This is a genomic window from Acholeplasma sp. ORD1043, assembly GCF_057808485.1.
This window is the reverse complement of the sequence record NZ_JAQLOJ010000008.1, coordinates 20,953-41,007: the sequence shown is the minus strand read 5'-3', so window position 1 is coordinate 41,007 and position 20,055 is coordinate 20,953. Positions and strand designations below refer to the sequence as shown.

The 20,055-nt window shown below is 35.6% G+C and carries 38 protein-coding genes; all 38 read left to right on the top strand.

From position 1 onward, the window contains the following. The first annotated feature begins 13 nt into the window (after positions 1–13). Complete coding sequence (locus PG914_RS03980; RefSeq protein ID WP_488822416.1) at positions 14–517, top strand: hypothetical protein; 504 nt, start codon at positions 14–16, stop codon at positions 515–517. A 10-nt stretch (positions 518–527) separates the two neighbouring features. Further along, positions 528–1,037: a hypothetical protein gene (locus PG914_RS03975; protein WP_488822415.1), complete on the top strand. Its 510-nt coding sequence runs from the start codon at positions 528–530 to the stop codon at positions 1,035–1,037. Between the two features lie 21 nt (positions 1,038–1,058). Then, on the top strand, positions 1,059–1,535 hold the full coding sequence (locus PG914_RS03970; protein ID WP_488822414.1) for a hypothetical protein: 477 nt from the start codon (positions 1,059–1,061) through the stop codon (positions 1,533–1,535). 18 nt (positions 1,536–1,553) lie between these two features. Continuing rightward, on the top strand, positions 1,554–2,390 hold the full coding sequence (locus tag PG914_RS03965; protein ID WP_488822413.1) for a hypothetical protein: 837 nt from the start codon (positions 1,554–1,556) through the stop codon (positions 2,388–2,390). A 12-nt stretch (positions 2,391–2,402) separates the two neighbouring features. Then, a complete protein-coding gene (locus PG914_RS03960; RefSeq protein ID WP_488822412.1) occupies positions 2,403–2,759 on the top strand; it encodes a YccF domain-containing protein in 357 nt (118 codons plus the stop codon). An 11-nt stretch (positions 2,760–2,770) separates the two neighbouring features. Beyond that, positions 2,771–3,628 (top strand): NAD(P)-dependent oxidoreductase, encoded by an 858-nt coding sequence (locus PG914_RS03955; protein ID WP_488822411.1) that lies wholly within the window; start codon positions 2,771–2,773, stop codon positions 3,626–3,628. Between the two features lie 117 nt (positions 3,629–3,745). Continuing rightward, complete coding sequence (locus PG914_RS03950) at positions 3,746–4,594, top strand: DegV family protein (RefSeq protein ID WP_488822410.1); 849 nt, start codon at positions 3,746–3,748, stop codon at positions 4,592–4,594. 10 nt (positions 4,595–4,604) lie between these two features. Then, positions 4,605–5,042, top strand: coding sequence for a MarR family winged helix-turn-helix transcriptional regulator (locus tag PG914_RS03945; RefSeq protein ID WP_488822409.1), 438 nt, complete (start codon positions 4,605–4,607; stop codon positions 5,040–5,042). Between the two features lie 492 nt (positions 5,043–5,534). Next, positions 5,535–5,843, top strand: coding sequence for a 30S ribosomal protein S10 (rpsJ, locus tag PG914_RS03940; protein ID WP_045749857.1), 309 nt, complete (start codon positions 5,535–5,537; stop codon positions 5,841–5,843). 42 nt (positions 5,844–5,885) lie between these two features. After that, positions 5,886–6,524 carry a 50S ribosomal protein L3 gene (rplC, locus tag PG914_RS03935; protein WP_488822408.1) on the top strand — a complete coding sequence of 213 codons (639 nt, stop codon included), beginning with the start codon at positions 5,886–5,888 and terminating at the stop codon, positions 6,522–6,524. A gap of 11 nt (positions 6,525–6,535) precedes the next feature. After that, positions 6,536–7,159: a 50S ribosomal protein L4 gene (rplD, locus tag PG914_RS03930; RefSeq protein ID WP_488822407.1), complete on the top strand. Its 624-nt coding sequence runs from the start codon at positions 6,536–6,538 to the stop codon at positions 7,157–7,159. Next, entirely contained in the window at positions 7,159–7,461 is a 303-nt protein-coding gene (gene rplW / locus PG914_RS03925) for a 50S ribosomal protein L23 (RefSeq protein ID WP_488822406.1), read from the top strand. Before rplD ends, rplW begins: the two co-directional genes overlap by 1 nt. A gap of 32 nt (positions 7,462–7,493) precedes the next feature. Further along, positions 7,494–8,324 (top strand): 50S ribosomal protein L2, encoded by an 831-nt coding sequence (rplB, locus tag PG914_RS03920; RefSeq protein ID WP_488822405.1) that lies wholly within the window; start codon positions 7,494–7,496, stop codon positions 8,322–8,324. Between the two features lie 12 nt (positions 8,325–8,336). After that, positions 8,337–8,618 carry a 30S ribosomal protein S19 gene (rpsS, locus tag PG914_RS03915; protein WP_488822404.1) on the top strand — a complete coding sequence of 94 codons (282 nt, stop codon included), beginning with the start codon at positions 8,337–8,339 and terminating at the stop codon, positions 8,616–8,618. Between the two features lie 10 nt (positions 8,619–8,628). Continuing rightward, positions 8,629–8,964, top strand: coding sequence for a 50S ribosomal protein L22 (gene rplV / locus PG914_RS03910; RefSeq protein WP_488822403.1), 336 nt, complete (start codon positions 8,629–8,631; stop codon positions 8,962–8,964). A 7-nt stretch (positions 8,965–8,971) separates the two neighbouring features. Next, on the top strand, positions 8,972–9,730 hold the full coding sequence (gene rpsC, locus PG914_RS03905) for a 30S ribosomal protein S3 (RefSeq protein WP_488822402.1): 759 nt from the start codon (positions 8,972–8,974) through the stop codon (positions 9,728–9,730). 5 nt (positions 9,731–9,735) lie between these two features. Continuing rightward, positions 9,736–10,152, top strand: a complete 417-nt coding sequence (gene rplP / locus PG914_RS03900; protein WP_488822401.1) for a 50S ribosomal protein L16 — start codon at positions 9,736–9,738, stop codon at positions 10,150–10,152. Next, positions 10,149–10,337, top strand: a complete 189-nt coding sequence (gene rpmC, locus PG914_RS03895) for a 50S ribosomal protein L29 (RefSeq protein WP_488822400.1) — start codon at positions 10,149–10,151, stop codon at positions 10,335–10,337. The genes rplP and rpmC overlap by 4 nt, the downstream gene beginning before the upstream one ends. Before the next feature lie 14 nt (positions 10,338–10,351). Beyond that, positions 10,352–10,615 (top strand): 30S ribosomal protein S17, encoded by a 264-nt coding sequence (gene rpsQ, locus PG914_RS03890; protein ID WP_488822399.1) that lies wholly within the window; start codon positions 10,352–10,354, stop codon positions 10,613–10,615. Positions 10,616–10,629: 14 nt separating this feature from the next. Continuing rightward, positions 10,630–10,998, top strand: coding sequence for a 50S ribosomal protein L14 (rplN, locus tag PG914_RS03885; protein ID WP_488822398.1), 369 nt, complete (start codon positions 10,630–10,632; stop codon positions 10,996–10,998). Positions 10,999–11,012: 14 nt separating this feature from the next. Next, positions 11,013–11,429, top strand: coding sequence for a 50S ribosomal protein L24 (rplX, locus tag PG914_RS03880; protein WP_488822397.1), 417 nt, complete (start codon positions 11,013–11,015; stop codon positions 11,427–11,429). Then, entirely contained in the window at positions 11,429–11,968 is a 540-nt protein-coding gene (gene rplE, locus PG914_RS03875) for a 50S ribosomal protein L5 (RefSeq protein WP_488822396.1), read from the top strand. Before rplX ends, rplE begins: the two co-directional genes overlap by 1 nt. An 11-nt stretch (positions 11,969–11,979) precedes the next feature. Continuing rightward, the gene (gene rpsN, locus PG914_RS03870; protein ID WP_488822395.1) at positions 11,980–12,249 is read left to right on the top strand and encodes a 30S ribosomal protein S14; all 270 of its coding nucleotides are present in this window, start codon (positions 11,980–11,982) and stop codon (positions 12,247–12,249) included. 12 nt (positions 12,250–12,261) lie between these two features. After that, entirely contained in the window at positions 12,262–12,657 is a 396-nt protein-coding gene (gene rpsH / locus PG914_RS03865) for a 30S ribosomal protein S8 (protein WP_488822394.1), read from the top strand. Positions 12,658–12,673: 16 nt separating this feature from the next. After that, the gene (rplF, locus tag PG914_RS03860; RefSeq protein WP_488822393.1) at positions 12,674–13,213 is read left to right on the top strand and encodes a 50S ribosomal protein L6; all 540 of its coding nucleotides are present in this window, start codon (positions 12,674–12,676) and stop codon (positions 13,211–13,213) included. 12 nt (positions 13,214–13,225) lie between these two features. Next, entirely contained in the window at positions 13,226–13,576 is a 351-nt protein-coding gene (rplR, locus tag PG914_RS03855) for a 50S ribosomal protein L18 (protein WP_488822392.1), read from the top strand. Positions 13,577–13,590: 14 nt separating this feature from the next. Continuing rightward, positions 13,591–14,100, top strand: coding sequence for a 30S ribosomal protein S5 (rpsE, locus tag PG914_RS03850; protein ID WP_488822391.1), 510 nt, complete (start codon positions 13,591–13,593; stop codon positions 14,098–14,100). Between the two features lie 10 nt (positions 14,101–14,110). Then, positions 14,111–14,287 carry a 50S ribosomal protein L30 gene (gene rpmD, locus PG914_RS03845; RefSeq protein WP_488822390.1) on the top strand — a complete coding sequence of 59 codons (177 nt, stop codon included), beginning with the start codon at positions 14,111–14,113 and terminating at the stop codon, positions 14,285–14,287. An 11-nt stretch (positions 14,288–14,298) separates the two neighbouring features. Continuing rightward, complete coding sequence (gene rplO / locus PG914_RS03840) at positions 14,299–14,736, top strand: 50S ribosomal protein L15 (protein ID WP_488822389.1); 438 nt, start codon at positions 14,299–14,301, stop codon at positions 14,734–14,736. A 7-nt stretch (positions 14,737–14,743) separates the two neighbouring features. Then, positions 14,744–16,036: a preprotein translocase subunit SecY gene (gene secY / locus PG914_RS03835; RefSeq protein WP_488822388.1), complete on the top strand. Its 1,293-nt coding sequence runs from the start codon at positions 14,744–14,746 to the stop codon at positions 16,034–16,036. Positions 16,037–16,039: 3 nt separating this feature from the next. After that, positions 16,040–16,690 carry an adenylate kinase gene (locus PG914_RS03830; protein ID WP_488822387.1) on the top strand — a complete coding sequence of 217 codons (651 nt, stop codon included), beginning with the start codon at positions 16,040–16,042 and terminating at the stop codon, positions 16,688–16,690. Then, positions 16,691–17,446, top strand: a complete 756-nt coding sequence (map, locus tag PG914_RS03825) for a type I methionyl aminopeptidase (protein WP_488822386.1) — start codon at positions 16,691–16,693, stop codon at positions 17,444–17,446. Between the two features lie 2 nt (positions 17,447–17,448). Continuing rightward, complete coding sequence (gene infA / locus PG914_RS03820; protein ID WP_205735255.1) at positions 17,449–17,667, top strand: translation initiation factor IF-1; 219 nt, start codon at positions 17,449–17,451, stop codon at positions 17,665–17,667. A gap of 14 nt (positions 17,668–17,681) precedes the next feature. Then, positions 17,682–17,798, top strand: coding sequence for a 50S ribosomal protein L36 (rpmJ, locus tag PG914_RS03815; RefSeq protein ID WP_035368597.1), 117 nt, complete (start codon positions 17,682–17,684; stop codon positions 17,796–17,798). Positions 17,799–17,813: 15 nt separating this feature from the next. Then, positions 17,814–18,188, top strand: coding sequence for a 30S ribosomal protein S13 (rpsM, locus tag PG914_RS03810; RefSeq protein WP_488822385.1), 375 nt, complete (start codon positions 17,814–17,816; stop codon positions 18,186–18,188). Between the two features lie 2 nt (positions 18,189–18,190). After that, complete coding sequence (gene rpsK, locus PG914_RS03805; RefSeq protein ID WP_488822384.1) at positions 18,191–18,589, top strand: 30S ribosomal protein S11; 399 nt, start codon at positions 18,191–18,193, stop codon at positions 18,587–18,589. Positions 18,590–18,617: 28 nt separating this feature from the next. Then, entirely contained in the window at positions 18,618–19,610 is a 993-nt protein-coding gene (locus tag PG914_RS03800; RefSeq protein ID WP_488822383.1) for a DNA-directed RNA polymerase subunit alpha, read from the top strand. Positions 19,611–19,616: 6 nt separating this feature from the next. Then, positions 19,617–19,976 (top strand): 50S ribosomal protein L17, encoded by a 360-nt coding sequence (gene rplQ, locus PG914_RS03795; RefSeq protein WP_488822382.1) that lies wholly within the window; start codon positions 19,617–19,619, stop codon positions 19,974–19,976. Positions 19,977–20,055 lie beyond the last annotated feature (79 nt).

Sequence of the window (20,055 nt, the reverse complement as noted above, 5' to 3'; positions counted from 1 at the left end):
AGCGGTGGTTAAATTGAAAGCAGAAGTTTTAGATCGTAATCACGACAAGTTATTTTTACTTAGATTGACCGTTTTTGGTTCACCAGCAATTTTACTTATGATCATGGGATTACTTTACTTTCTTGTTCCTGAATATTATGAAGATCAACAATTAGTTATTTTAAATTTTGGAGTCATTGGAGTATTGATTATCGTATCAATTTTCTCTTCACTATTTTTGTTTCCTAGATATAAATTTAGATTTGAGATTAATTTTGATGGTGTAACTTTATTTTCCGGGAATAAGCTCATTAAAAAATATGTTTGGACAGAAATTAAGAAAATTGAAATCATTGGTTTTCCTGATTTTGGAAGAGTATTTAAAAACATTGAAATCTCAAACGGACTTGAAAACCCGCGTTATAAACAGTTAATATCTAACACAAAAAATTCAATCATTTCGATGCCTTTAACGGAAAAAGGCTTAAGTGTAATAGAGTATTATGCACAAGAATATGGTTTAATTATTCAGGAGTAAGGACATAAAATTGAAAACTATTATAAATGCACCAACGTATGAACAAGTTGTTAAAAATAAAAAAAATTCACTGATTTTATCACTGATTGTTGATTTGATTTTTATAGTTGCAACGATTTACTTTATTTATGATGGAACGATGACAGTAGAGTTCCTCATTATTATTGCTTCATTAATCACACTTAATATCGGCTTTTTATTATTTAATCAATTATATTTAACTCAATCGATGATTCAATGGGTCGAAATTACTGATCAAGGTATTGAAGTATATTCGAGACTAGGTTTGATTAAAAAATATACTTGGCAGGAAATTGCTTCAATTAGAAAAGATGAAATTAGTTATGTGTCCAATGGTTTTTCTCATCCGGTAATTGCAGTTTTTAAAGGTGATGAAACAAGACCACTTCATTTATACAACCACAAAGAAAAACCAATTGTTATGAGTTTAAATGATCAGGCGATTGAAGCGATTAATGAACAATTAAAAAGAAATAAAATAAAATTAAGAATTGAATAATAACCAAGGGGATTTTACTAAATGAAATTTACACTCAAGAATGCAGCAACCAAGGAACAACTCATTGAAATTGACCGTAGTATTTGGACTGGAAAAACAATTATCAAAGTTGATGGGATTGAAACGAAGAAATTGAGTAGACTTGAGTTTTCATATGTTGATAAAGATAATCAAAATAGTCTTATTAAACTTCAAGGTAATGATCTTAGGGGATTACAAGCAGTAATTAATGGTAAAGTTGTTGACTTAAATAAAAAGCTTTCAAGCTTTGAATATACACTTGTATTACTACCGTTATTACTAACATTTATCTTCATGATCATTAATGGTGGCGGAGCTATTTTAGGTGCTATATCTGGATTTATTGGTATTTTATTTGGATACCTAAACGCATCATTAATTAGAGAGACTAATAAGCTATTTTTAAAAATTTTATTAAGTATTGCACTATCGGCTGCGTCTGTATTTGCATTCATCTTTGTTGCAATCCTTTTCTAGTTAAAAAGAGGTGTTTTGATGAATACAAAAAACTATTACCAAAATATTATCTATTACACAGTGAGATGGATTTTTTTTATTTTTGTACTTTTAATGCATCTGGTTTTCTTAGATAGTTTATCAAATGCAACACCTGAAACATACGTTTTATTTTTAGTGCCAGTAGGCCTTGTATTAGTTGTTAATATGCTGCAGTTTAGACTTATAAAGCGTTGGTTACTGCATTTAAAACTCATACTAGGTATCATCACAGTGATTCTATCTTATGGTGCGATGGCAATTAGTTATGAAGGATTTGATCCAACTCGTCCTGAATTTGTTTATACAGTACCGTTTGTAATATGTTTATTTGTAATCTACCTAATTGAAGTAAAATGGTTCAACTATAAACCACAACCTGTTTTTGCTAAAAAAGGGCAGATGGAAAAAGAAGTATTAACTGGAGTAAAGAAAAAGGCTTCGATTTACACGATCGTTAATACATTAATGATTGCTAATCTATCAATTATCTTTATTGGTTCTTTTGCAGAAGGGTTAATTGTAATGAACGATCAAAATGCAATTTTTGCTTTTGTTGTTCTCATCGTACAATTCTTGATTGCATTTATTCTTTCAAATACCCAATTCTTTTCAAAAGTTCCAACATTTACTTTAATCCTTAAATTTATCATAGGTAATTTTACAGGGTTCTTATTTATCATCTACCTTATTGCTGGTAATATGACACAAGATTCAGGTGAATTATTTCTATTATTCTTTACTTTTGGTGTATCATTAGTTATAACAATTTTTGAAATTGTTTATATAAAACAATACTTTAGAGCGGAGCTTGCTTTAAAAGAAAATAATGTATAAGGAGTAAAGATCATGAGAATATTGGGCAATATTTTGTGGTTAATCTTTGGTGGATTATCCTCAGCATTAGGTTTCTTAATTTTAGGCATTTTCTTTTGCATCACAATTATCGGTATACCTATTGGTATACAATGTTTCAAATTAGCTGAACTGGTATTAACACCTTTTGGTAAAGATGTTCAAACTAACTTTTTTAATAATCCACTGATGAATATTCTTTGGATGATATTTGTTGGTTGGTATGCACTGATATATACTGGATTTATTGGAGTTTGTTTATGCATAACAATCATTGGGATTCCATTTGGATTACAATGGTTTAAAATCGCAAAACTTGTCTTCATACCGTTTGCTGCTGAAGTTAGATAGAGGAATTAAAATTGAAAATAGGATTTATTGGAACAGGTATTATGGGGGCGCCAATGGCACTCCATTTAGCACGTGCTGGACATGATGTAACGGTTTATAATCGTACGATATCTAAAGCAGAAGCGTTAAAACCTGAAGTGAAAGTTGCATATAGTTTAAAAGAATTAGCATTTGATAAAGATGTAATATTTTCTATTGTAGGTTACCCAAAAGACGCTAAAGAAGTGATTGAAGAAGTCTTCTTATATGCTACACCTGGTACGGTCATTATTGATATGACAACATCATCACCAAAATTAGCTGAAGACTTATATCAAAAAGGTTTAAATTTAGGATTTGAATTATTAGATGCACCAGTAACTGGTGGTGATGTTGGAGCTCTTAATGCAACATTATCTATTATGGTTGGTGGAAAAGAAGTAGTTTTTAAAAAAGTTTTACCGCTTTTGGAACTTTTAGGTAAGACAATTACATATACTGGTAAAGCTGGAACTGGTCAATATACTAAATTAGCAAATCAAATAGCAATTGCTGGAGCATTATCTGGTGTTGTTGAAAGTCTATTCTTTGCTTATAACAAAAATTTAGATATAGAAAGTGTTCATAAAGTCTTATCAGGTGGTTCAGCCGCTAGTAATCAATTAATTGGTAACGGTAAGAAAATCATTTTAAAAGATTATGAACCAGGCTTTATGTTAAAACATTTCTTAAAAGATCTAAATTTAGCTATAGAATCGATCGATGAACCCTTATTTATCGCAACCAAAGTAAGAGATATGATTAAATTAATGGTTGATCAAGGTTATGAAAATAAAGGTACACAAGCATTAATTCTTTATTATTTAAACAAAAACCTTCAGAATAGTTAAAAAATCCTCTTTTTTGAGGGTTTTTAATATTTTGGTGGATACAACTTCTAAAAAATATAGTACACTAAATATACAAATTGTTTGATTATCAAACTATTTTTTAGAGGAGAGAAAAATATGAAGAAAATTGCAGTTGCAGTTACTTCAACATCAGGGGTAGACTATCTTAAAGAAAAAGATCAAGTTTTAACTGCACGTTTGACAGTAACTTTTGACAGAAAAGAGTTTGTAGATTATACAGAAATCAAAGCAGATGATTTCTATCAAATGATGTTAGCAAGTCCAAATGCTGACATTCATACTTCACAAGTATCAACAGGACAATTTGCTGAACTGTTTGAAAAAGTGAAGAAAGATGGTTTTGATGAATTACTTGTCATCACGCTTTCATCTAAACTTTCAGGTACTTATCAAGGGGCAATTTTAGCTAAAGAGTTAGTTCCGGGCTTAAGAGTTGAAGTATTTGATTCCAAAAGTGTATCATATGGTGAAGCGATACTTGCGCAACACGCACTAAAAATGGTAAAATCAGGTGCTTCTATAGAAGAAATTGTTAAAAAGTTAGAAGAAGTACGTGATCATACGAAGATTTATGTGTTAGTTGACACATTAAAATATTTAGTTAAAAACGGTCGTTTATCAAGCACCGCTGGTTTACTTGGTACACTTCTTAAGATTAAACCATTATTAAAGATTATGGAAGATGGTTCCTTAAAACCATATGAAAAAATTAGAACTACAACCAAAGCTCAACAACGCATCTTAGAGGTGATTTTACAAGAAACCGAAGGCTATGACGTTGAATACTTTGTTGCATATACTACAAATTTAGATAAAGCAGAATTCTTTAAAAAGGAAATAGAAACAAAGAGACCAGGTGCACATGTAACACTTTATCCACTAACACCAGTTGTTGGTGCTCATGCTGGTCCTGGTACTCTAGGTTTAGGATATTCTGTCAAATAGGAGGATTTACATGGCATCATCTAAGGAAATTATCAACAACCTATTAGTCGATGTATTCAATCAAATTTTAAGTATTGAAGAACGCACATTAAAAGAACGTGGTGTTACACTATCAATGAGTGAGGTACACGTTTTAGAAGCGATTCAAAATTCACAAACACCAACGATGGGTGAAGTAGCGAAGAAATTAAGAATTACCTTAGGTACGCTTACTACAGCGATCCATATTTTATCACGTAAGAAATTTGTCCATCGATATACCGATGAATCAGACCGTAGAAAGGTCTATTTAAAGCTAACTCAAGAAGCTCAAAGAGTCTTGAAAATACATGATCAATTCCACAATGAAATGATTGAAAGAGTCTTTGCGGAACTAGAAATTGACAAAGATGAAGTATTGATGAAGTCCTTAGAAAACATCTCTAAATTCTTCAGAGAAAGATATTAAATTTAACAAGAAGTACAGTTATCTGTGCTTCTTTTTTTATGTTAAAACACATAAAATCATAGAAAAGATATTGTACTCAAAGTTTAATAAAGTAATTAAATAACACAATGATTTTAAGTTACTTAAATCCAACTAAGATAATCTTAAATAAGGTATTATTATCATAGATAATAGGAACACTTTGGAGTTTATGGGAAATGTGGTAAAATACTCCCGGAAAAAAATAAACAAAATCATGAAAATTTTGACTGGTTTTGCTCACATAATCCAGTAAAATTAGGACATATATATTAAAAATATTATTTTTAAAAGATTTTATGCAAAAAAGGGTTGCAATGGAAAATCTTTTTTTATATAATAAGAAGGCTTGCGTACATACAAGTAAAGCGTTGATCTGGAAGGTTATTGGTACACGGACTGCCGTTGTCAGTGTGACGAATTTTTCCAGGGAGTAAAGTCTATGCAAGATTATAGGCGAAAGGAGAACTAAAAATGGCAAAAGAAATCATCAAAATCAGTTTAAAAGCATACGATCACAGATTAATCGATCAAGCTGCTAAGAAGATTGTTGAAAGTGTAGAAAAGACAGGTGCAACAGTACAAGGTCCAATTCCACTTCCAACTAAGAAAGAAATCTTCACTATCTTACGAAGCCCACACGTAAACAAAGATTCACGTGAACAATTCGAAAGAAGAACTCATAAGAGATTAATCCAAATCTTAGATCCAAACTCTAAGACAATCGATGCATTAATGCGTATTGACTTACCATCAGGTATCGACATCGTATTAAAGAAGTAAGCTGAAACAAAAGGCTAAAAATAAAAAGAAAGAGGAAATACAATGGCCAAAGGAATCTTAGGTAAAAAACTAGGAATGACTCAAATTTTCGATGAAAACGGAAATTTAATTCCTGTCACAGTTGTTGAAGTTGCCGAAAACGTAGTATTACAACAAAAGACTGTTGAAACAGACGGTTATGTTGCAACACAAATCGGTTACGAATCAAAACGTGAAAAATTAAGTAACAAGCCTGAATTAGGGCACGTGAAAAAAGCTAATACAGCACCTAAGCGCTTCGTTAAAGAAATTAGATTTGAAGCGCTTAACAATGAATTAACTGCATTAGAAGTGGGAAGTGCTGTTAAAGCTGATATCTTCCAAGCAGGCGAAGAAATCGACGTAACTGGAACTTCAAAAGGTAAAGGTTATGCTGGTGCGATCAAACGCCACAATCAATCAAGAGGACCAATGACTCACGGATCTATGTACCACAGAGCTCCGGGTTCAATGGGTGCTATTAAAGGTAATATGAAAGGTAAGAACTTACCTGGTCATATGGGTAACGAACAAGTAACAGTTCAAAACTTAAGAATTGCTGCTGTGGACGTTGAAAATGATTTATTATTAATCGCAGGTTCAATCCCAGGACCTAAAAAAGGTTACGTAATCGTTAAGACTAGCGTAAAGAAAGGTAACTAAGGATAATTATTATGGCAACAGTTAATGTTTATAATCAATTAGGTCAAAAAGTATCTGAAGTTGCTTTAAACGATGCAATCTTCGGTATTACACCTAACCAACAAGTTATTTACGATGTCGTAAATGCTCAATTAGCTGCAATGAGACAAGGTACTGCAAAGACTAAGACTCGCGCAGAAGTTTCTGGTGGTGGTAAGAAACCATGGAGACAAAAGGGAACAGGTCGTGCTAGACAAGGTTCTATCCGTTCACCACAATGGAGACACGGTGGTATCGCATTCGGTCCAATCCCAAGAAGCTACTCAGTGAAAGTTAACCAAAAAGTTAAGCAATTAGCTTTAAAATCAGCGTTATCATTCCATGCATTAGCAAACAAAATTACAGTTGTTGATTCTATCTCATTAGAACAACCAAAAACAAAATTATTTGTTGAAGTATTAAAGAACTTAAATATTGAAGGTAAAACATTAGTATTAGTTGGTTCATTAGAAGAAAACTTAATGTTATCAGCTGCTAACTTACCTACAACTTTATTAAAAGAAGTTTCACAAGCATCAGTTTATGAAATCTTAAAGTATAACAACGTTGTATTAACAGCTGATGCAGTTAAATACTACGAGGAGGTATTAGGATAATGGCTAAAACAGTTGATGTTAAATACTACGAATTATTACGTGAGCCAATTATTACTGAAATGTCTATGAAATTAGTAGAAACTGCGAATCGTTATACATTCAAGGTTCCAAAAACTGCTAACAAAGTAGAAATCAAAAAAGCAGTTGAAGCTGTGTTTGACGTAGAAGTAATTAAAGTAAACACAATTACAGTATTAAGAAAATCTAAAAAGGTTGGAAAATACGAAGGCTTTAAAGCTGGTTACAAGAAAGCTATTGTACAGCTTAAAGAAGGACAAAAGATACCTGCATTCGCAGTGTAACTTGTAAGTGAAAGATATAGGAGACTTAACTTATGGCAGTTAAAATTTATAAGAGAACGACTAACGGTCGTCGTAACATGAGTGTTCTTACATTCGACGAAATTACAACATCTACTCCTGAAAAGTCACTACTTGCGCCAATTACTAAAACAGGTGGACGTAACAATCAAGGTAAACTTACTGTACGTCACATCGGTGGTGGAGCAAAACGTAAATACCGCGTTATTGACTTTAAACGTGATAAAGACAACATCCCAGGACGTGTTGCTTCAATCGAGTACGATCCAAACAGAACAGCTAACATCGCATTAATTAATTATTTAGATGGTGAAAAGAGATACATCTTAGCACCTAAAGGTTTAAAAGTTGGAACTGAAATTATTTCAGGTCCAGAATCAGATATTAAAGTTGGTAACGCATTACCAATCGTTAACATCCCAGTTGGTACAGTTGTACACAACGTTGAATTAAACCCAGGTCGTGGTGGTCAATTAGCAAGATCAGCTGGTACATCAGTTCAAATCTTAGGCCGCGAAGACAAATATGTATTAGTACGTTTACAATCTGGTGAAGTACGTAAAGTTTTAGGTGCTTGCCGTGCTACAGTCGGTGAAGTCGGAAACGAATCACACGAATTAGTGCGTGTAGGTAAAGCAGGTAGAACTCGCCACATGGGCGTGAAACCAACTGTTCGTGGTTCTGTTATGAACCCAGTTGATCACCCGCACGGTGGTGGTGAAGGTAAACAACCAGTTGGTAGAAAGCAACCAATGACCCCTTGGGGCAAGAAGGCACGTGGTATTAAGACTCGTGACAGCAAGAAATCGTCTAACGGCTTAATCGTAAGACGTAGAAATGGATAAGGAGGGAAAAACATGGCACGTTCATTGAAAAAAGGACCTTTCATAGATCAACATTTACTAGATAAGGTTTTAAAACAAGCGAAATCAAATGATAAAAAAGTAATTCAAACATGGAGCAGACGTTCAACTATATTCCCTGAGTTTATCGGTTTTACGATTGCTGTATATAACGGTCGCGAACACGTTCCTGTCTATATCACAGAAGATATGGTAGGTCATAAACTTGGTGAATTCGCACCAACCCGTACATTCTACGGTCACAAAAAAGAAGATAAGAAAGTAAGCAAGAGATAGGAGAGAAATCATGGAAGTTAAAGCAATAGCAAGAACTGTGAGAATCGCTCCTAGAAAAGCGAGACTCGTTATCGACTTAATTCGTGGTAAAAATATTAAAGAAGCTCGCGCTATCTTAATGTTCACACCAAAAGCTGCATCTCCGATTATTACTAAAGTTTTAAACTCAGCAATCGCGAATGCAACTCACAACTATTCATTAGATGAATCAAAATTATTCGTTAAAGAAGTATTCGTTAACGAATCAATGACTATGAAGAGAATGTTACCTCGTGCTAAAGGTACTGGTAACTTAATTAAAAAGAGAACATCACACATCACTGTGGTTGTTGCAGAGAAGGAGTAATTAACGCATGGGACAAAAAACTAATCCAAATGGCTTACGTTTAGGCATCATCCGCACTTGGGAATCTAAGTGGTATGCAAGCAAAAACGATGTGCCAGCACTAGTAAAAGAAGATGCATTAATCCGTGACTTCTTAAACAACAGCTTCAAAAAAGCTGGTGTTGCTCAAATCGAAATCGAACGCGTTAAAGTTAAAAACAAAGAACGCGTTACAATCAAAATGCATGTTGCTAAACCTGGTATTGCATTAGGTAAAGAAGCAGCAGACAAAAACAAGGCAGTTGAAACTTTACAATATTTAACTAAGAAAGAAATCGTATTAAATATTATTGAAGTAAGACGTCCTGAAAAAGTTGCTCTACTTGTTGCGCAATCAATCGCTGAACAATTAGAACAACGTGCATCATTCCGTCGTGCACAAAAAATCGCTATTTCACGCGCTTTAAAAGCTGGTGCTAAAGGTGTTAGAACATTAGTATCTGGTCGTTTAGGCGGCGCAGAAATCGCACGTAGCGAAGGTTATTCAGAAGGTCGCGTTCCGCTTCATACATTAAGAGCAGACGTTGACTATGCTACAGCTGAAGCTAAAACTACTTATGGTATCTTAGGTATTAAAGTTTGGATTTACCACGGTGAAGTATTACCAGGTCAATCAATCTTAGATACAAGAAAACCATTTGAAGCTGATCAACCTATAAGAAATAATGACAGACGTCCACGTAACAACAATGACAGACGTCAAAAGCAAAATAATCAGGAGGACTAATTCATATGTTAATGCCAAAAAGAACTAAATATAGACGTCCTCATCGCGTTTCCTACGAAGGAAAAGCAAAAGGTAAAAACTACATCGCTAATGGTGAGTTTGCCTTAGTTGCAAAAGAAGGTGCTTGGGTAACCAACCGCCAAATCGAAGCGGCTCGTATCGCGATGACTCGTGAAATGAAACGTCTTGGTAAGGTTTGGATCAATATCTTCCCTCACCTTGCAAAAACAAAGAAACCTCTTGAAGTACGTATGGGTTCCGGTAAAGGTGCTCCAGATTCATGGGTTGCAGTAGTAAAAGAAGGAAAAATTATGTTTGAAATCGCTGGTGTGAGTGAAGCAATCGCTAAAGAAGCGTTACGTCTAGCATCACACAAGTTACCAGTTAAAACTAAAATCGTTAAGAGAGGTGAGGAAGCGTGAAAGCAGCTGAAATCAGAAAAATCAAAACTGCAGATTTAAACAAGAAGATTGCTGAACTGAAAGCTGAATTATTCAACTTACGCTTTCAACACGCTGTTGGTCAACTTGAAAACACTGCACGTTTAAAAACTATTAAAAAGACTATCGCTACAATGAAAACAATCATTGCTGAGCGTGGCGAATAAGAGAGGATATAACCATGGAAAGAGTAAATAACAAGAAAGTTTATACTGGAAAAGTTGTATCTGACAAGAGAGACAAAACAATTACTGTATTAGTAGAAACTCATAAGAAACATCCACTATATGGTAAACGTGTTCGTTCATTAAAGAAGTTCCATGCTCATGATGAAGAAAATATTGCTAAAATTGGCGATATCGTTGAAATCGTTGAGTCAAGACCACTTTCTGCTTTAAAACGTTTCCGTTTAGTCAAAGTGGTTCAAAAAGCTGAGATTGTGTAAGGAGGACGTAAAAGATGATACAGCAAGAAACAAGATTAGTTGTTGCTGACAACTCTGGTGCTCGTGAAGTACTTGTAATTAGAGTACAAGGCGGTACACGTCGTCGTTACGGTAACATCGGTGATATTGTGACTGTTGCAGTTAAAAAAGCAACTCCAACTGGCGCAGTTAAAAAAGGCGATGTTGTAAACGCAGTAATTGTCAGAACAAAACAAGGTTTAAGAAGAGCTGATGGTTCATACATTAAATTTGATGAAAATGCAGTTGTAATTATTAAAGACGATTTAAATCCAAAAGGTACTCGTATCTTTGGACCAGTTGCGAGAGAACTAAGAGAAAAGAACTTCATGAAGATCGTTTCTCTAGCTCCAGAAGTGTTGTAAGGAGGTAGCCACATATGAATATTAAAACTGGTGATACAGTTGTAGTGATTGCTGGTGGCGATCAATTTACAACTGACAAAAAAGGTATCAAAACAAGAAGAACTGGACGTGTATTAAAAGTTAACAACGAAAAACAAACAGTTATCGTTGAAGGCGTTAATATTGTTAAAAAACATGAACGTCCAAAGACTGCTAACGACAAAGGTGGAATTGTTGAAAAACCAGCTCCAATCCATGTTTCAAACGTTGCGATCTTAGATCCAAAAGAAAATGTTCCAACGCGTGTTGGTTACAGATTTGAAAATGGTGTTAAAGTTCGTTTCGCTAAGAAATCTGGTGCAGTTTTAGACAAACCAGCTAAGAAAGCAGAAAAGAAAGAAGCCGCTCCAAAAGCAGCTAAAAAATCTAAAAAAGAAGGAGCTAACGAATAATGACAGCGTTAAAAGAATTATATCTAACTAAGATCGCACCTGAACTTGTAGAAAAATTCAACTACAAATCTGTTATGGAAGCTCCTAAATTAGAAAAAATCGTTATCAACATCGGTGTTGGTGACGCAGTTAATAACTCAAAAGCGTTAGATATCGCTGTTGAAGAATTAACAACATTAGCAGGTCAAAAACCTGTTATTACGAAAGCTAAGAAATCAATTGCGAACTTCAAATTACGTGAAGGTCAAGCTATCGGTGCTAAGGTAACTCTTCGTGGCGATAGAATGTACTACTTCCTTGAAAAATTAGTTTCAGTAGCACTTCCTCGTGTACGTGACTTCCGTGGGGTTTCAGGTGATGCGTTTGACGGCCGTGGTAACTATACTTTAGGCGTTAAAGAACAAACAATCTTCCCAGAAATCAACCTTGATAAAGTAACTAAAGTACGCGGTATGGATATCATAATCGTAACTACTGCGAATACAGATGAAGAAGCGAAGAGCTTACTAACTTCATTTGGATTCCCATTTAAGAAGTAAGGAGACGACCCATGGCGAAGAAATCAAAAATTGCTAAAGACAAAAAACAAAGAGCACTAGTTGAAATTTATGCTGAAAAAAGAGCAGCATTAAAGGCAGCTGGTGACTATAAAGGGTTAGCCAAATTACCAAAAGATGCATCTCCAGTTCGTTTAAAGAACAGAGACTCATTAGATGGTAGACCAAGAGCATTTATGAGAAAATTTGGTGTTTCTCGTATCACATTTAGAGAACTAGCACACAAAGGTGAATTACCTGGTGTTAAAAAGGCTAGTTGGTAAGGAGGAAGAACTATGGTTATGACTGATCCAATTGCGGACTTATTAACGCGTATCCGTAATGCTAATAAAGCGCGTCATCCTAAAGTTGAAATTCCTGCTTCAAAATTAAAAGCTGAAATTTTAGCGGTTATGAAGCAAGAAGGGTTCATTAAAGATTTCGTAGTAACTAATGACAAACAACCTAAAATTGTTGTTTCTTTAAAATACTCAGCATCTAATGAACGTGTCATCAAAGGATTGAAAAGGATATCGAAGCCAGGTCTTCGAGTTTATGCAACATTAGAAAAATTACCTAAAGTGTTAAACGGTTTAGGTGTTGCATTAATTTCAACTTCAAAAGGTATTTTAACAGATCGCGAAGCACGCCTACAACAAGTTGGTGGCGAAGTGCTTGCGTACGTATGGTAATAGGGAGGAATAAAAGATGAGCCGTATAGGTAATAAAGTCATTCTAATTCCTGCTGGTGTTACTGTATCAGTTGCAGCAAACAACTTTGTAACTGTTAAAGGCCCTAAAGGTCAATTAGAACAAGCATTCAATAAAGATTTATCAATCGTTGTTGAAGGAAATGAAGTTAAAATTTCACGTCCAAACAATGAAATGTTCTCAAGAAAAATTCATGGTACAACAAGAGCTTTACTATTCAACATGGTAAAAGGTGTATCAGAAGGCTTCAAGAAACAATTAGAAATCCGTGGGGTTGGTTATAGAGCTCAACTTCAAGGTAAAACATTAGTATTACAATTAGGTTTCTCACACAACGTCGAACTTGAGATTCCTGCAGGATTAACAGTAGAAGTTCCAAAGAACACGGATATTATCGTATCAGGTATGGACAAAGCAGCAGTTGGTCAATTTGCTGCTGAAATCAGAGAATTCAGAAAACCAGAACCTTACAAAGGCAAAGGTATTCGTTATGTTGATGAATACGTTGCTCGTAAAGCTGGTAAGACTGCGAAGTAAGGAGTATAACATATGATTAATAAAACATCATCAAATGTCACAAGACAAAAGAGACATCTACGTATCAGAAAACATGTTGTTGGTACACCACTTCGTCCAAGATTAAATATTTTCCGTTCAAATACTGCAATCTATGCACAAATTATCGACGATGAAGCTCAACACACATTAGTAAGTGCGAATTCTAAAGCATTAAATTTAGGTGCTAATACAGAAGCAGCAACAGCAGTAGGCAAAGCTATCGCTGAAGCAGCTATCAAATTAGGCATCACAAAAGTTGTCTTTGACCGCGGTGGTTACTTATACCACGGACGCGTTAAAGCATTAGCTGAAGCAGCAAGAGCTGCTGGCTTAGAATTCTAGGAAAGGAGTCTATCATGGCAGAAAAAACATTTGAAAAACAAGAAGAACAAGTAGTTTTCGACGAAAAAGTCGTAGCCTTAAACCGTGTAACAAAGGTTGTTAAAGGTGGACGCCGCTTCCGTTTCGCAGCACTTGTTGTTGTTGGTAACAAACAAGGTATGGTTGGCTTCGGTACTGGTAAAGCAACAGAAGTTCCTGAAGCAATCAAAAAGGCCGTTGAAGCAGCTAAGAAAAACATGATTCAAGTTCCAATGATTAAATCATCAATTCCTCATGAAATTACAGGAGAATTCGGTGCTGCTAAGATTATCTTAAAACCAGCTTCAGCCGGTACTGGGGTAATCGCAGGTGGTGCTGCTCGTATCATCTTCGACTTAGCAGGTGTTAACGACATTCTATCTAAATCATTAGGATCAAAAACAGCAATCAATGTTGTGCGTGCAACATTTGATGCATTAAAGAACTTACGCACACCAGAATCAGTTGCAAAACTACGTGGTGTAGCTGTAGAGAACTTAGTGTAAGGTGATAATCATGGCATTAGAAATTACATTAAAGAAATCATTAATTGGTCGTCGTCCAAACCAAGTCGCAACCGCTCACGCTTTAGGTTTAAGAAAAATTGGACAAGTAGTTGTAAAAGAAAAAAATGATGCTATCGACGGAATGATCAGAACAATTGGTCATTTAGTTGAAGTAAAAGAAGTATAAGGAGGAAGACCATGTTAAGTAACTTAAAACCTGTTCCAGGTGCAAGACATTCAAAGAAAAGACTTGGTCGCGGGCCTGGTAGCGGAACTGGTAAAACAGCCGGTAAAGGTCATAAAGGTCAATTAGCAAGAACTGGTGGCGGCGTTCGTCCTGGTTTTGAAGGGGGCCAAATTCCTTTCTTCCAACGTATTCCAAAACGCGGATTCAACAATCACACAAGAAAAGAATACGCAATTGTCAACATTGGCGATTTAAACCTATTTGAAGATAACAGCGTAATTACACCTGAAGTCTTATTAAATGCAGGTATCATCTCTAAAGAATTATCAGGAGTTAAAGTGTTAGCTAACGGAACACTTGAAAAGAAATTAACTGTTAAAGCAGCTAAATTCTCTGAAAGTGCTAAACAAGCTATCGAAAATGCCGGTGGGACAGTTGAGGTGATCTAACGTGTTGATGCGTATAAAGAATGTATTAGCAAATAAATCAGTAATGATCCGCTTAGGAATCACATTACTTCTTATCTTAGTATTTAGAATCGCAAGCTTTATTCCAATTCCACTTTTTAACGTTGAACTTTTTGTAGGTAATACTCAGTGGGGCACAGGATTCTTAGGTATTTTAAATAGCTATACAGGACAAGCACTATCACGTTTCTCAGTGTTATCACTAGGGATCTCACCATACATCACTGCATCTATCGCTGTTCAATTATTACAAATGATCATTCCTCAAATGAAGGAATGGCAAGAAGAAGGCGAAGTTGGTAAAGCTAAAACTGCAAGAACTACAAGAATTCTTGCTATCGTATTAGGTTTAGCACAAGCATTATTATTAATCTTAGGAACAGGCGTACGTGGATCACAAATCCAAGTAGGCGTTGATTCTGGCTTCTTCACTTATCTATATATGGCAATTGCTGTTACTGCTGGTACTGCATTTGCTATTTGGATTGCTGACACCATTACTGCTAAAGGTATTGGTAACGGCTCAAGTATCTTAATTGCTGTTGGTGTATTAACATCAATTCCAGTTATGATCGATACCCTAAGTCAAAAATACTTAGGTACAAATAACGGTTGGGATATTGTTGCATTCATCGCTATCCTAGTGTTATACGTGTTAATCCTCCTAGGCGTTGTATATATGAATATTGCGAAAAGAAAAATTCCTATTTCATATTCAAACCGTGGCGGTGGCGCAATGAGAACTGATTCAAATATCCCATTAAAGATTAACTCTGCAGGGGTATTACCAGTCATCTTCGCTTCTACATTACTATCAGTTCCACTTTCAATCATTGGATTCTTAGGAGATTCAATTGATGCAAATGCACAATCTTGGATTAATTCAATCTTTAGTTCAAGTGAACCTATCGGATTTATCCTATATGTGATCTTAATTGTTGTATTCGCATTCTTCTATACATTCATGATGACTAACCCACACAAGATTGCTGATAATCTATCAAAATCAAATGCATACATTCCAGGGGTTCGCCCAGGGGAAGATACTAAAAACTATATTGCTCGTATCTTATTCAAGGTTACAGTTGTTGGTACAGTTTACTTAGTAGTACTTGCAGCATTACCTATTATTACTGCTTGGGCATTTGGTTTCACTGGTGCAGCAGCATCAAACATCACTTTAGGTGGTACAGGGTTATTAATCGTGGTTGGGGTTGCAGCCGATACGACTTCACAACTTGAAGCACAAGCAAACCAAGAAACATATCAAGGATTATTTTAAAAAATGAAAAAAAGAATGATTTTTGTAGGACCTCCTGGTGCAGGTAAAGGTTCTCAAGCAAAAATTCTATCGGAAAACTTGAGTATTCCTCATATCTCCACTGGCGATATGTTCAGAATGCATCTAAAAAATCAAACACCACTTGGTCTATTAGCTAAGAGCTATACAGACCAAGGGTTGTTAGTTCCAGATTCTGTAACTAATGACATGGTGAAAGAAAGATTTAAAGAAGCAGACGTTAAGACCGGATTTATCTTAGATGGTTATCCAAGAAATCCAAATCAAGCCCAATATTTAGATGAGTTGTTAGCATCTTTGAATTGGAACATTGATGTAGTCTTAAATGTTACTTCAGAAGACGATATTATCGTCAAACGTATTACGGGTAGAAGAACTTGTCCAGTATGTGGTGCAATTTATCATGTTGAAAACCATCCACCAAAAGTTGATGGCATCTGTGATAATGATGGTGCAGCGCTCGTTCAAAGAAAAGATGATACAGAAGAAACGGTTAAACGTCGCTTAAGTGTCTACAATGAAGAGACTTTCCCATTGATTGCATACTATAAAGACAAAGGGCTTTTAATCGATGTTGATGGTAACCGCGAATTAGCAGGTATTACTAAAGACATTTTAAAAATTCTTGGAGCATAAATGATTACAATTAAAAGCACAAGAGAAATTGAACTTATGCGCATTTCGGGTAACATTCTGGCAAGAACTAGAGAACATTTAGTTCCCCATATCAAACCAGGTGTTACCACGCATGAGCTTGATAAACTCGCAGAAAATTTCATCAGAAGTCAAGGTGCCACACCATCTTTCAAAGGCTACAATGGATTTCCAGGTTCAATCTGTGCATCTGTTAATGAAGTTGTGATTCACGGTATTCCATCTAAGAAAAAAGTTCTTAGAGAAGGCGATATCATCACAATCGACCTTGGTGTAAACTACAAAGGGTATCATACAGATAGCGCTTGGACTTTTAAAGTGGGTGAGGTTGACCCTAAAGTTGAAAAGCTTTTAAAGGTTACCGAAGAAGCCTTATTTAAAGGTATCGAAGTGATTAAACCAGGTATTACTGTATCTGATATCTCTCATGCTGTAGAATCCTCAATCAAACCTTATGGGTTTGGTATTGTAGAAGATTTTACTGGCCATGGTATTGGTACCAGCCTACATGAAGACCCACCAATTCCAAACTTTGGAAGAGAGTTGGTTAAAGTGACCTTAAAACCAGGTATGACATTCTGTGTTGAACCAATGGTTAATTTAGGCACTAAACGTGTCCGCATACTTCAAGATAACTGGACAACAGTGACTCAAGATAAAAGCTATAGCGCACATTTTGAACACACTATTCTAGTTACCGAGAGTGGCTACGAAATCTTAACAGAAATAAAGGAGTAATTATGGCAAGAGAAGATCTAATTGAAGTAGAAGCTAAAGTCATTGAAGTACTACCCAATACAAAATTTAAAGTTGAGTTAGACAATGGACATATCGTTTTAGCTCACGTATCTGGTAAAATCCGAATTAACAACATTCGCATTTTACCTGGTGATAAGGTTACAGTTGAATTATCACCATATGATTTAACCCGCGGAAGAATTACTTACCGCAAGAAATAAGGAGAACTGAACACATGAAAGTTAGAGCATCAGTAAAAAAACGTAGTGCAGATGACATCATCGTGCGCCGCAAGGGTCGCGTATACGTGATCAACAAAAAAAATAAAAGACATAATCAAAGACAAGGTTAAGGAGATTATATAACTATGGCAAGAATAGCTGGAGTTGACATTCCAACTCAAAAACGAGTAATAATCTCGTTACAATATATTTATGGCATTGGGGCTCAACAAGCTAAAGATATCTTAGCACAAGCCAATGTATCAGAAGACGTTCGCGTTAAAGACTTAACAGAAGATCAATTAGCTGCTATCCGTTCAGAAGTTGCTAAACGTACTACTGAAGGTGATTTACGTAGAGAACGCGCATTAGATATCAAAAGATTGATGGAAATTGGTTCATACCGTGGTATCCGCCACCGTAAAGGTTTACCTGTTCGTGGACAAAACACTAGAAATAATGCACGTACAAGAAAAGGTAAAGCAAAACCAATTGCTGGAAAGAAACCGGTAGGTAAGTAATCATGGCTGCACAACAAACTAAGAGAAAAACAACTAAAAGAAAAGTTAGAAAGAATATTCCAACAGGTGTTGCACATATTCATACAACTTTTAACAACACAATTGTTACAATTACAGACACAGCAGGAAACGCAATTTCCTGGTCATCAGCTGGTGCATTAGGCATTAAAGGTTCAAGAAAATCTACACCATTTGCTGCTCAATTAACTTCAGAAGCAGCAGCTAAAGCTGCTATGGATCACGGTATGGCTAAAGTTGAAGTCTTCGTAAAAGGACCCGGTCCTGGTAGAGAAGCTGCAATTAGAAGCTTACAAGCTGCAGGGTTAGAAATCACAGCAATCAAAGATGTGACGCCAGTTCCTCATAACGGCTGCCGTCCACCTAAACGTCCACGTAACTAATTCGTGGTATTAAAAGGAGGGTATACTTGTGAAAGATTTAAAATTTGAAAAACCAACATCTGTAGAAGAAATTTCTAAGGAAGGTAACCTTGGACGTTTCTTAATCAAGCCACTTGAACGTGGTTACGGTTTAACCCTAGGTAATGCATTACGTCGCGTGCTTCTATCATCTTTACCAGGAGCTGCTATTGTTAATGTTAAAATCGAGGGCGTTGAGCACGAATTTTCAACAATTGATGGCGTATATGAAGATGTGATGGGCATTGTTCTTAACTTAAAGAGAATAGTGTTTAGAGCCGATTCACAAGATCCGCACTACGAACAAAAATTAGAACTCTTCGTTGAAGGCCCAACAGCTGTTAAAGCGGGAGATTTCAATTTAGTTGACGGGTTAGAAGTAGTTAACCCAGATCAACACATCGCAACTTTATCAGAGGGTGCAAAATTAGCAATGACAGTGACAGTACGTCGCGGTATTGGTTATGTTCCAGCTGATCAAAATAAGCAATACTCAAAATATGAAGTAGGTGTAATCCCTATCGATTCACTTTACACACCAGTTGAACGTGTGATTTATCATGTCGAAAAAACTCGTGGTGATTTAGATGAATTAACGATGGAAATCGAAACCAATGGTTCAATTAAAGCTAAAGAAGCTTTAGCACTAGCTGGCAAGATGTTAATGGATTACTTCCAAGTCTTAGTAAGTATTTCTGACCAAGCTCAATCTCAAAGCTTCATTCGTGATGAAGAAGAAGAACCAGCAAGCAAGAAATCAGATACTAAGATTGAACAACTTGATCTTTCTGTTCGCTTATTTAACTCACTTAAACGTTCAGGTATTACTACCGTTGGTGAATTATTAAAGTTATCAGAAGAAGAAGTTATGCGTCTAAGATCATTAGGACGTAAATCATTCAAAGAATTAAAAGAAAAATTAGCAGAACATGGACTTGAATTCGAACATTCTTCTACAAGAGAATCTAAATTCGAATTTGATTCAGACGAAGATAAGGAGTAATGACATATGGCAATCCCATCAAGACTTCGTCGTACAACCGATCAAAGAAATGCTTTACTACGTGACTTAATCACTGACTTAATCATCAACGATCGTATTACGACTACTGAAGCAAAAGCAAAATCACTTCAAAGATTAGCTGACAAAATGGTTACATTAGCAAAGACTGGTACATTAGCAGCTCAAAGAGAAGCAGCTAAGACTGTTCGCTTTGAAGAAGTAAAAGAAGGACAAAACGCTCTTCAAAAATTATTTACTGAAATTGCAGCGCGTTATCCAGACCGCAATGGTGGATACACTCGTATCATCAAGACTGTTCCTCGTCGTGGGGATTCAGCTCCGATGGCAATCATCGAATTCATTTAATGAATTAATAAACACCTCTACCACTTTTGGTAGAGGTTTTTTATTGTTCATCATTTGAATAAATTAGAGGTTATCATGC

Coding starts and splice junctions, on each gene's coding strand:
- PG914_RS03970 (WP_488822414.1), top strand. CDS start 1,059: ATGAAATTTACACTCAAGAATGCAGCAACCAAGGAACAACTCATTGAA.
- PG914_RS03965 (WP_488822413.1), top strand. CDS start 1,554: ATGAATACAAAAAACTATTACCAAAATATTATCTATTACACAGTGAGA.
- PG914_RS03960 (WP_488822412.1), top strand. CDS start 2,403: ATGAGAATATTGGGCAATATTTTGTGGTTAATCTTTGGTGGATTATCC.
- PG914_RS03950 (WP_488822410.1), top strand. CDS start 3,746: ATGAAGAAAATTGCAGTTGCAGTTACTTCAACATCAGGGGTAGACTAT.
- PG914_RS03945 (WP_488822409.1), top strand. CDS start 4,605: ATGGCATCATCTAAGGAAATTATCAACAACCTATTAGTCGATGTATTC.
- rpsJ (WP_045749857.1), top strand. CDS start 5,535: ATGGCAAAAGAAATCATCAAAATCAGTTTAAAAGCATACGATCACAGA.
- rplC (WP_488822408.1), top strand. CDS start 5,886: ATGGCCAAAGGAATCTTAGGTAAAAAACTAGGAATGACTCAAATTTTC.
- rplD (WP_488822407.1), top strand. CDS start 6,536: ATGGCAACAGTTAATGTTTATAATCAATTAGGTCAAAAAGTATCTGAA.
- rplW (WP_488822406.1), top strand. CDS start 7,159: ATGGCTAAAACAGTTGATGTTAAATACTACGAATTATTACGTGAGCCA.
- rplB (WP_488822405.1), top strand. CDS start 7,494: ATGGCAGTTAAAATTTATAAGAGAACGACTAACGGTCGTCGTAACATG.
- rpsS (WP_488822404.1), top strand. CDS start 8,337: ATGGCACGTTCATTGAAAAAAGGACCTTTCATAGATCAACATTTACTA.
- rplV (WP_488822403.1), top strand. CDS start 8,629: ATGGAAGTTAAAGCAATAGCAAGAACTGTGAGAATCGCTCCTAGAAAA.
- rpsC (WP_488822402.1), top strand. CDS start 8,972: ATGGGACAAAAAACTAATCCAAATGGCTTACGTTTAGGCATCATCCGC.
- rplP (WP_488822401.1), top strand. CDS start 9,736: ATGTTAATGCCAAAAAGAACTAAATATAGACGTCCTCATCGCGTTTCC.
- rpsQ (WP_488822399.1), top strand. CDS start 10,352: ATGGAAAGAGTAAATAACAAGAAAGTTTATACTGGAAAAGTTGTATCT.
- rplN (WP_488822398.1), top strand. CDS start 10,630: ATGATACAGCAAGAAACAAGATTAGTTGTTGCTGACAACTCTGGTGCT.
- rplX (WP_488822397.1), top strand. CDS start 11,013: ATGAATATTAAAACTGGTGATACAGTTGTAGTGATTGCTGGTGGCGAT.
- rplE (WP_488822396.1), top strand. CDS start 11,429: ATGACAGCGTTAAAAGAATTATATCTAACTAAGATCGCACCTGAACTT.
- rpsN (WP_488822395.1), top strand. CDS start 11,980: ATGGCGAAGAAATCAAAAATTGCTAAAGACAAAAAACAAAGAGCACTA.
- rpsH (WP_488822394.1), top strand. CDS start 12,262: ATGGTTATGACTGATCCAATTGCGGACTTATTAACGCGTATCCGTAAT.
- rplF (WP_488822393.1), top strand. CDS start 12,674: ATGAGCCGTATAGGTAATAAAGTCATTCTAATTCCTGCTGGTGTTACT.
- rplR (WP_488822392.1), top strand. CDS start 13,226: ATGATTAATAAAACATCATCAAATGTCACAAGACAAAAGAGACATCTA.
- rpsE (WP_488822391.1), top strand. CDS start 13,591: ATGGCAGAAAAAACATTTGAAAAACAAGAAGAACAAGTAGTTTTCGAC.
- rpmD (WP_488822390.1), top strand. CDS start 14,111: ATGGCATTAGAAATTACATTAAAGAAATCATTAATTGGTCGTCGTCCA.
- rplO (WP_488822389.1), top strand. CDS start 14,299: ATGTTAAGTAACTTAAAACCTGTTCCAGGTGCAAGACATTCAAAGAAA.
- secY (WP_488822388.1), top strand. CDS start 14,744: ATGCGTATAAAGAATGTATTAGCAAATAAATCAGTAATGATCCGCTTA.
- PG914_RS03830 (WP_488822387.1), top strand. CDS start 16,040: ATGAAAAAAAGAATGATTTTTGTAGGACCTCCTGGTGCAGGTAAAGGT.
- map (WP_488822386.1), top strand. CDS start 16,691: ATGATTACAATTAAAAGCACAAGAGAAATTGAACTTATGCGCATTTCG.
- infA (WP_205735255.1), top strand. CDS start 17,449: ATGGCAAGAGAAGATCTAATTGAAGTAGAAGCTAAAGTCATTGAAGTA.
- rpmJ (WP_035368597.1), top strand. CDS start 17,682: ATGAAAGTTAGAGCATCAGTAAAAAAACGTAGTGCAGATGACATCATC.
- rpsM (WP_488822385.1), top strand. CDS start 17,814: ATGGCAAGAATAGCTGGAGTTGACATTCCAACTCAAAAACGAGTAATA.
- rpsK (WP_488822384.1), top strand. CDS start 18,191: ATGGCTGCACAACAAACTAAGAGAAAAACAACTAAAAGAAAAGTTAGA.
- rplQ (WP_488822382.1), top strand. CDS start 19,617: ATGGCAATCCCATCAAGACTTCGTCGTACAACCGATCAAAGAAATGCT.